3 protein-coding genes are annotated in these 2,538 nt (G+C 33.4%); all 3 read right to left on the reverse strand.

Annotation, left to right across the window (positions count from 1 at the left end):
* Nucleotides 1-28: 28 nt before the first annotated feature.
* The 3 genes from RB298_RS19140 to RB298_RS19150 all read right to left on the reverse strand — a co-directional run bounded on the left by RB298_RS19140 (nucleotide 29) and on the right by RB298_RS19150 (nucleotide 2,348).
* Complete coding sequence (locus tag RB298_RS19140) at nucleotides 29-238, reverse strand: hypothetical protein (RefSeq protein ID WP_486048047.1); 210 nt, start codon at nucleotides 236-238, stop codon at nucleotides 29-31.
* A 154-nt stretch (nucleotides 239-392) separates the two neighbouring features.
* Complete coding sequence (locus tag RB298_RS19145; RefSeq protein WP_486048049.1) at nucleotides 393-1,094, reverse strand: hypothetical protein; 702 nt, start codon at nucleotides 1,092-1,094, stop codon at nucleotides 393-395.
* Nucleotides 1,095-1,259: 165 nt separating this feature from the next.
* Nucleotides 1,260-2,348, reverse strand: a complete 1,089-nt coding sequence (locus tag RB298_RS19150; RefSeq protein WP_486048050.1) for a tyrosine-type recombinase/integrase — start codon at nucleotides 2,346-2,348, stop codon at nucleotides 1,260-1,262.
* Nucleotides 2,349-2,538: the final 190 nt, after the last annotated feature.

The raw sequence follows: 2,538 nt of genomic DNA on the forward strand, positions 1-2,538 counted from the left end.
GTATTAACTCACGTTTCAAACTCAAACGTCACTGCTCATTAAGCTCTCTGTGTGGATGGTCTTTATAATATTCTGCGCGATCTTTACGAACTTGTTCAAATTGCTTAATACGTTGCTCTTCCTCGGCATTCTTCGGGAAAGCATGAATGATTAACATGTAGCCAATCATATTAAACAATAACGTTACGCCTAATCCGAATAAAACCGTTTGAATGATTCGATTCTTAAAGAATTGCATTTTCTACTCCTTTCCGTTCATTCTATACTTTCTATATAGTGCCTATTCTACCCCTAATGATTGCGTAATCGTCACCTGTTGCATATTTGATACGGTGTAAATTCTACAAGGTTTATACAATCATTTGAGACGCACAACTTTTGAATATTAATATTCAATTCATCAATATCTCGTGGAAATCGTTCAATTTTTGGTTTTTAAATACTTTGGTGCAATTCTTTAAACTTTTGTGATGAACTACGTTTCGTAATGAGCTATACAAGTAAGCCTTGAAGTTTTTAATATTTGCTTTTGATTTAATATCGTTTATCACTCGGTCAAACAATTCTCGGTTTATTCCTTGTTTTTCAAACTCAAGATACGCTTCGTAAATCGTTTGTTCATTGTGAACTTGTTCTTTGTTAACACATTTTTTACTTAAGGGTTTATGTTTATCATTTTGTGTTTCTTTAGAAACACTATTCTGATGTTCAGGAGCCTGTTCTGTAGGGTGTTCATTTTGAATGGCTTCTGACTGCTGTTCAATTATGTAAATGTTAGCCGACTGTTGCTCATTTTTTCGTTTCGCTTTATGAACGGATACTAACCCTAATTTGCTCATTAAGGAGAAGAAACGTCTCACTGATGATAACGAAATTTTCATGTTAAAACGCTGTTCAAACATATTTTGAAGCGTGCTGTAAGCTACACTAAATGCACCGTTCCCCTTTTTCGCTAAATCGGAAATCAAATATACGCAACGAATTTGGAGATCGCTGTATTCCCAAACGTCTTTTACTTTACGGATAAATTTATCAGCTTCATATTTCAACTTGGAATATTTGCTTAACTCTTCTGCTTTCGCATTCAATAACATCTTTCATTCTCCTTCTCATTCGAAAGACAAAATGTTATAATTAACAAACAATGTCTCTCGGATATTGTGTGGGAACCGTTTAACTTCTCTCCGTCCAAAGTTTGAAGTTAGGCGGTTTTATTTTGTAAACTTTTCTATACTAACACAAGCTCAATTCCTTCTAAACTACTTTTTTCTTTTGTTAGAACGCTTCCTTTGAATTACATTTTCATTGCCAAAAAAACCATGATTGGCATGCTTTTCTTGTACAGTGCTATCAGCTAAATGTACATAAATTTGAATCGTGCGATAATCTGCATGTCCAAGAATTTTTCTTAATGATTCAATATCGCCCGATGAACGTAGAAATTCAGTAGCGACTGAATGACGGATTAAATGTAAGTAAAATCGCTTTTTGATTCCTGCTTCACTCGCCCACTTTTTTAAATCACGTAATAAATTACTTTTGCTCAACATACGCCCCGAAAGTGATAAAAAGATAAGATTGTCTGTTTCATCTTCAAACGCTTCATTTTCTTTCAATAATTGAATCAATAGTCGATATGTTTTATTGCTCAATGGAACAACACGACTTCTACGCGATTTTGCATTTTCCGATTTAATGAGTATCGTTTTATTTGTGTGGTCAATATCATCTGGCGATAATAGCAATACTTCTGATACACGGCACATAGAATCAATAATTAAATGTAGTAACACGTAATCTCGAAAATATTTGAAAGATTTATTTGAATAAAATTTTGCCACTTTCAGCAAATTGTTTAATTCACTTCGCGAAAGAATATCTATATCAGGTGTGTTCTGCTTAAATCCTTCAAACGAATTAAACGGATTCTTTTCAATCAGTCCTTCTTTTTCGCACCATTTAATGAAAGTTTTCAATCCTCGTATTCTTGTAGCAATTGAAGCATCTGCCAAACCAACTGTTTTCGCATAGTTGGGAACATTGCTGTTATTCTCGAATTTTACATATTCATGTTTCAACCAATATACGTAATCACTAATAAATTCTGTGGAAATATGTCCTAAATAAAATTGCGCTTCACTTCTTGATTCATGAAAGTTTTGTATGCTTTTATATAACGCTACAAATTTGTTTAAAGATGCTGGGCGGAGATTCTGTTTCTGTTTTGCTAAAAGAAAGTTCTCAAATGTGGGTTTAACCAAATCGTAAGTGATGATTTTTTCATCTTTACGTTTGTGTGGTTGTCGCTTTTTCACTTTTGGTTTTTCTTCAAAATAATCAAAAGACAACAAAAAACACCCCTTCATTCTGATTTCAGAATAACAGGAGTGTTGTATTCAAAGTTTGACTATAACTAAACAAGAATTTTGCTTAGTTTTATGATACCGTCAGTGCTGATACATCAATGCTTAGACAAAAAATAACTTACAGTTTCTGTCAAGGATGTATTCTCCCACTGAACTAATCGCTCGTAATATG

This window comes from Priestia sp. BR_2, from assembly GCF_041954005.1.
Classification (GTDB): domain Bacteria; phylum Bacillota; class Bacilli; order Paenibacillales; family Paenibacillaceae; genus Paenibacillus_AQ; species Paenibacillus_AQ lautus_A.